Annotated in this window: 4 protein-coding genes; 1 reads left to right on the top strand and 3 read right to left on the bottom strand. The window is 60.1% G+C overall.

Annotated elements, in window-relative coordinates; genetic code table 11:
* The first annotated feature begins 34 nt into the window (after nt 1-34).
* On the top strand, nt 35-1,150 hold the full coding sequence (locus tag Q7S58_RS08665; protein ID WP_304823562.1) for a hypothetical protein: 1,116 nt from the start codon (nt 35-37) through the stop codon (nt 1,148-1,150).
* A 9-nt stretch (nt 1,151-1,159) separates the two neighbouring features.
* Here the strand turns inward: Q7S58_RS08665 and Q7S58_RS08670 are convergent, their stop codons facing one another.
* The 3 genes from Q7S58_RS08670 to Q7S58_RS08680 form a co-directional block, all read right to left on the bottom strand.
* Nucleotides 1,160-2,380, bottom strand: a complete 1,221-nt coding sequence (locus Q7S58_RS08670; RefSeq protein WP_304823565.1) for a carbohydrate porin — start codon at nt 2,378-2,380, stop codon at nt 1,160-1,162.
* A gap of 190 nt (nt 2,381-2,570) precedes the next feature.
* Nucleotides 2,571-5,294 carry a molybdopterin-dependent oxidoreductase gene (locus tag Q7S58_RS08675; protein ID WP_304823569.1) on the bottom strand — a complete coding sequence of 908 codons (2,724 nt, stop codon included), beginning with the start codon at nt 5,292-5,294 and terminating at the stop codon, nt 2,571-2,573.
* The gene (locus Q7S58_RS08680) at nt 5,291-6,115 is read right to left on the bottom strand and encodes a xanthine dehydrogenase family protein subunit M (RefSeq protein WP_304823572.1); all 825 of its coding nucleotides are present in this window, start codon (nt 6,113-6,115) and stop codon (nt 5,291-5,293) included. Before Q7S58_RS08680 ends, Q7S58_RS08675 begins: the two co-directional genes overlap by 4 nt.
* Nucleotides 6,116-6,154 lie beyond the last annotated feature (39 nt).

The raw sequence follows: 6,154 nt of genomic DNA on the forward strand, positions 1-6,154 counted from the left end.
TGAAGAGTCTGTTGCTTCTGCTGTATGAAAGCGCATGCGAGCAACTAAAATTAGTCATGTTGTCACATTCGCCACGTTACTGATCGTCAGCTTCGCGAGCGGCGTCCGCGCTGCCGATCAGAACCTTCCTGATTATATGGATGTGATCGTTGGCAACGGCGAGGCAGCGACCAAGGAGCGCGTCGCCGAGCAGAATGTGCTCGCGCTCGACCTCGCGATGTTCGGCCTTTACGACGATGCGCAGGTGAAGTTTCAGAAAAATTTTCTCGCGCAACATCCCGTGATCATGGCGCTCTTCAGCAATCAGGGCGGAAAACTCATCCTGTACAGGCCGGGCAAACCAATTTTGGAGGCTCCACAGGTCCCAATTCGCTATCAGCTTTATAAATCCGTGGGACATGCGGCCCTGGCGACTTTCGAGCTTGCCGGTTCTCATCTCGGCACTGTCTCCGACGGCTCGTGGATGGGCCCGATGCGCGCCTTCCGCGCCTCGAGTCAGACCGCGCTCGAAAGCCTTGACGCGCTCGATCTGAAAGCCGACGCACGCGAGAACCAGCGCAAAATCCTGAGCGGCAATCTCAAGTTCATGGACGCGTGCCTCAGCAAGGGCAAGTACACTTTCGCCGACATCCAGCAATACGCCCAGGAAGTGAAACCCTTCCTCGCGGAAAATGTCTGGCTCGGCGCGAGCACGCAGGTCGAGCATTGGATGAAGGTCATCAAGGATTGGAAGGAGATGCTGGGTGCCGATTGGGAGAAGACCTACGGCGTCAGCAACACACTTTACGTGGCGCGCCAGAACAACGTCCTGTTCAGCACGCTAGCCCAATTCTTCGGCAAGGAGGCGATGAACAAGCGCCTCTTTCTGTTCGAGACGTCGGAGTTCGTCACCACTCCCGCTCAAATGCTCGACGTGCTGATTCGGACCGTCGCTGATCGCTCGGTCGGGATGGTCTTTTTCGGCAACTACTACCTGATGGACTACGAATTGATGGGCGGCGACGGCCGCAAAACGATCGAGGACGAGGACAAGAAGTACGGAATTCCAGTCTTCCTGCCGCCCGCGGTGCCGTTCCATTCCACCGAATGGCCGTTCAGGATCGATCCGAGCCAGGGTGAAGGTCCCGCGACGATCCAGGAGATTAAGTAGCCGCCGAGCCTAGAACAAGACCATGAGTTGCGCCGTTATCGCGACGGCACCCTGGGTGTTCCGACTTTCGCCGGGATTGGGGATGTAGCTGATTACGGGCTCGAGGAAAGTGGTGCCTATCAGATGCATCTGGTAGTACGCCTGCAGGATGGCCTCATTGCTCCGGAAGCTGTATCGCCGATTGAGCCACGACCAGGCGAGTCCGGCGCCGATCGAATCAGCCGGTCGATCGGGAATCAGGCCGAACCCGGTGAACCCAGCGCCGAAATATTCGTTTGCGATCATGGTGCGCGAGTCGTTGATGCCGAACTGAAAGAAGCCTGAAATACCGCTGTTGTCGACGTTTTCGTGACGTCTCCAGAGGCGCTGAGAGCCGAAAGTATAAAATCCTTCGGCGCCATTCTGACTCGTTCCCGGGCCGAGCAGCTCGCCCGTTTGGGCCCATCCGCCCGCGCCCAAAACTCCGATCAATTTGTGCGCGCCGAGCTTCCACGCGTAGCCGGCCTCGCCGATCGTGAAATAGTGTCCATCGAAGACTGGGTCCTCGCGCAGCCCGGTCTGTACGCCGGTCGCTAGAGCTCCATCGTAGAACGCGTAGGTAAGATAGAAATTTTTGGTCGGCGCAAAATTCGCGGTTATTCCGTATGCGGAATTGTAGTATCCCGGCGACGCACCAATCAGCGTGGGGTTCTTGAATATCGGCGTGTAGATGAGTCCCGTGACCGAGGGAATTTTGAGGCTGGCGTCGGCGGTCGGAACAGCTCGTGAGACGTTGTTGAAGTCGTAGGTCGGCACCGTCTTGCCGACTCGGATAACGAACTTGTCGGCGAACAGGCTTTGCCGCCACCAGAGTTCGTACAGTTCGGTGCGAACGAACGGCTTTGGACCCGACAGACCGTCGTAAGCGGTAACGACGCCGGCCTTGCCATTGTCGTTCTCGCCATTGAACTGCAGCAATTCCGCATCGAGCGAGCCCCCCGGAAGACCAATCAGCTTCTCCGCGTCCACGTTCAGGTTGAGCAGCAGCACGCCGTTGAAGCTCCAGGTCCGCGGCTTCACTCCGCCGGTGAATAGATAGTTGGCGTTGCCAATCCACAAGCCGCCGACGCTGACTCCGGGGATGCGGTCGAGTCCAATCAGATGGCCCAGCAAACCGGTCCCGGGAATTATGTTGGAGGCGCCGGGGTTTGCGCTGATCGGCTGCGCATCACTCGAGAGTGCTTTGACCACCGACGGCGACGGTGTGCTCGATGGCGACGCGCTTGGGTCGGCGGTGGAACTCGACGACGCGACAGCCTGCGGGACAGCATCTTCTCCGGACGCGTCACGCGGCAGAGACAACAGGAAGCCGATCGCGCACAGGATCCCAGCCCCGGCGAAAACGCGCCGCCCGAGAGAGCGCGTCATCTGAGCATCATGCTCATTTTGATTCGATGCTCTCGAAAATGCGCCGGAAAATCCGGTCGGGCGTCAGCGACGAATCGTGGAAGCGGATGCCGGTGGCATCAGTCAGCGCATTGGCGAGAGCCGGCGCGATCGGATAGATCGGCGCCTCGCTCATCGACTTTGCCCCGAGCGGACCGAACGCGTCGTGAGTGTCGGCGAAATAGATCTCGGTACGCTCGAGGACGTCGGCATACGCCGGAATGCGGTAGTTGCGGAAACTCGGATTGATCATGCGTCCGGTGTCATCGAACACCATCTTTTCTTGAAGCGTCCAGCCGAGTCCTTGTGCGATTGCGCCTTCTATCTGCGCTCGACACTGCATCGGATTGATGATTACTCCGCCGTCGGCTCCGTGAACGCTCTGCAGGATCACGATTTCACCCGAGATGCGATTGACCGCGATGCGAAAACCCTGCACCTGGAACGTGACGCTGCGCGGAGTTCCGTAAGCCTTGCGGACCACCTCCAGCGGACGTTCAGCCTTGCGCGAGGCCGCGAAGAAATCCGCCAGCGGAACGCGCGTGCCGCTGTAGAAGACGGCGTCGTGCTCGATACGGCAGGCGTCGCGGCCGACGGAATAGTTTTTCGACGCGAACGTCAGCATCCTGTCGCGCAACGCTTCAGCCGCGAGCCGGACCGCGTTTCCGGCAACCACCGTGCCCGCGCTGGCGAATGCTCCCGTGTCATAGCCGGTGCTATCCGTGTCGGATTGCACGACTCGCACGCGCGAGGCCGTACTGTTCAGCACGCTCGACACGATTTGTTGATGGACCGTCGTCGTGCCGTTGCCGAACTCCGCCGTGCCGATCGCCAAATGATATTTGCCGTCTTCGCCAAGGCCGAGCCGCGCCTCGGAACGATGCTCCGTCGGCGGCACCGAGCCATGCATCGAGATCGCCATGCCCTTGCCTTCGAGCCAGTTGGCGCCCTCTGGACGCTTGACGTCGTTGCCGCGCGTCATCGCGGCCTGGACCAGGTCGATGCACTGGTCGAGGCCGTAGCTGCCGAACTCGGTGTCGGTGGCGTCGGTGCTCTCGGCGATCATCTGATCATCCGGCCCGACCACGTTGCGGCGCCGCAACTCGTACGGGTCCATCTTCAAGCTGCGCGCCACCTCGTCCATCGCGCACTCGACGGCGAAAATCGTCTGCGTCATTCCGTAGCCGCGAATTGCGCCGGCCGGCACCATGTTGGTGTAAACGGTATAGCCGTCGACTTTCTTGTTGGCGCATCGATAGACCGCGACCGCCTCGCCGCACGCGGCGTACAAAGTTTCGCCACCGTGATTGCCGTAGGCGCCGGTGTTGGAAACGACGCGCACCTCCATCGCCGTCAGAGTGCCGTCGCGCTTTGCGCCGACTTTCATTTTGACGCTCATCGGATGGCGCGTGGTCGCGGCGATAAATTCCTCTTCGCGGGTGAATTCAAGCATGACCGGACGACCGGTCTTCAAAGTGGCAAATGCGCAGATGTCTTCGGTCAGCACTTCCTGCTTCCCGCCGAAGCCGCCTCCTACCCGCTCGCAAAAGACGCGAACGGTGTCGGGCATAAGGTTGAAAAGGTAGCAGAGCTTTTGCTTGGTGATGTGCGGAGTTTGGCTGCTGGTGCGGACGTTGAGCCGATCCTTCTCGAGCCACGTGATCGAGCAATGCGTTTCGAGATGCGCGTGCTGCACGCGATGCGTGGTGTAGGTGGCCTCGTGGACTACGTCCGCCGCCGTGAATCCTTCCGCGACGTCGCCAACGTTGCCGTGAATTTCTAGCAGAATATTTTGCCCGGGCCGCCGGATGCGCGACTCCGCGCCTTGGTCGTGAATGACGGGGGCGCCCTTGCTCATCGCTTCTTCAGGATCGAAGACCGCCGGCAATAGCTCGTAATCAATCTCGATCTTGCGGCATCCCTCTTCCGCCGCGCCCTCGGTTTCCGCGACGACTGCCGCCACGCGCTGGCCCACGAAACGCACCACGTTGTCGAGCAGGTACGTGTCGTTTGGATCGACGTGATAGTCGTCGTGCGTGGCAGACGTGTATAGAAGCCGTGGCACGTCCTCCCACGTGTAAACTCCGCGAACGCCCGCAACGGCGAGGGCGGCTTCCTTGCGAATCGCCTTGATGCGCGCGTGAGCATGCGGCGATCTCAGTAGTTTCAGATGCAGCATGCCTTCCATCGCGGTGTCGAGGGTGTAGCGAACCTTGCCGGTGACGATCGCCTCCGCCGCCGGCGCCAGCAATCCCGCACCGCAAGACTTGCCGGGCTGATCCTCATCGACAGATTTGACGCCGTGGATTGCGTTTTCGATCGAGTGATAGCCGGTGCATCGACACAGATTGCCCTTGAGGTGGCGCGGCAGGTCCTTGATGCTTTCTTCGTTCAAACTCGCGGCCGTCATGATCATCCCGGCCGTGCAGAAACCGCACTGGAAACCTGCCGCCTGCATGAATGCGTTCTGCATTGGGTGCAGTTCGCCATTCTGCGCGAGCCCTTCGATAGTGGTGACCTTGTGGCCGTCGGCGCGAAAGGCGGGAATCAGGCAGCTATGAACCGGGACGCCGTCGAGCCATACGGTGCAGGCGCCGCAGTCGCCGGCGTCGCAACCTTTTTTGACCCCGAACCAGCCCATGTCGCGCAGAAAAGTTCGCAGGCATTGTCCGGGCCGCGGCTCTTCCGAAAAAGTTTTTCCGTTGACGAGGTAACTCACGGCTGCACCTTGCCCGATAGATCGCGCTGAATCTCTTCGGCGAAATGAAATGTCATGTGCTTGCGATAGTCCGGCGTGCCATGAACGTCGTCGAAGAATTTCGGAATTTCATGCTCGAGGCGGGCGCGCAGATCGTCGGCGCCGGGAAGTTTCGAAAACTTGAGCCGATGCGGCCGTTCGGTCGAAGCAGAAATCGTCAGCATGAAGACTCCGTCCTGCGGATCCAGCGTGCCGACCAGCAGCGCGGTCGATCGCCCGAGGTGCGTGAGAGCTACTCGGCGAAAGCAGAATCGCTTTCGCAGGGCGGCGGCCGGCAACTCGATACTTCTGAGCAAGTCGCCCGGCTGCAGCACATTCATATGATTGCCGGTGACGAACGCTTCGACCGCCACGCGTCGCTCGACGCCATCGCGATTCATGATTCTGCAGGTACCTTCGAGCGCTACCGTCAGCGAAATCATCGGACCCGCCGGCAACGACATGCAGACATTACCGCCGACGGTCGCCGTGTTCCAGATTTTGAACGACGAAAGGAACGCGCGGCAGCACTCGCCAATCAACGGCGCCGCAGTCCAATCCGCCGGCGCCGTCAGGGCGTAGAGCTTGGCAATCTGGCAGGTCGCGGCAATCTCGAGGCCTTGCCCGCTGACAGTCAGTGGCTCCCAGCCAAGCCCCTGAAGATCAATCAGGCGGCGCAATTGTGGTTGCGGCTCGGAGAACAGCCAGGTACCTCCGGCAAGCCACGCGTCCCCATCGCGCCAATCGATCTTTCCGTCGTGCTCATTCGGACGCGCAATCTCTCCGATGGTATTTAAATCCACGCAATTTTCTCTTTGTTGGCAGTATTGAGAGCAACTTTC

Origin of the sequence: Candidatus Binatus sp., assembly GCF_030646925.1 — a bacterium.
GTDB lineage: Bacteria > Desulfobacterota > Binatia > Binatales > Binataceae > Binatus.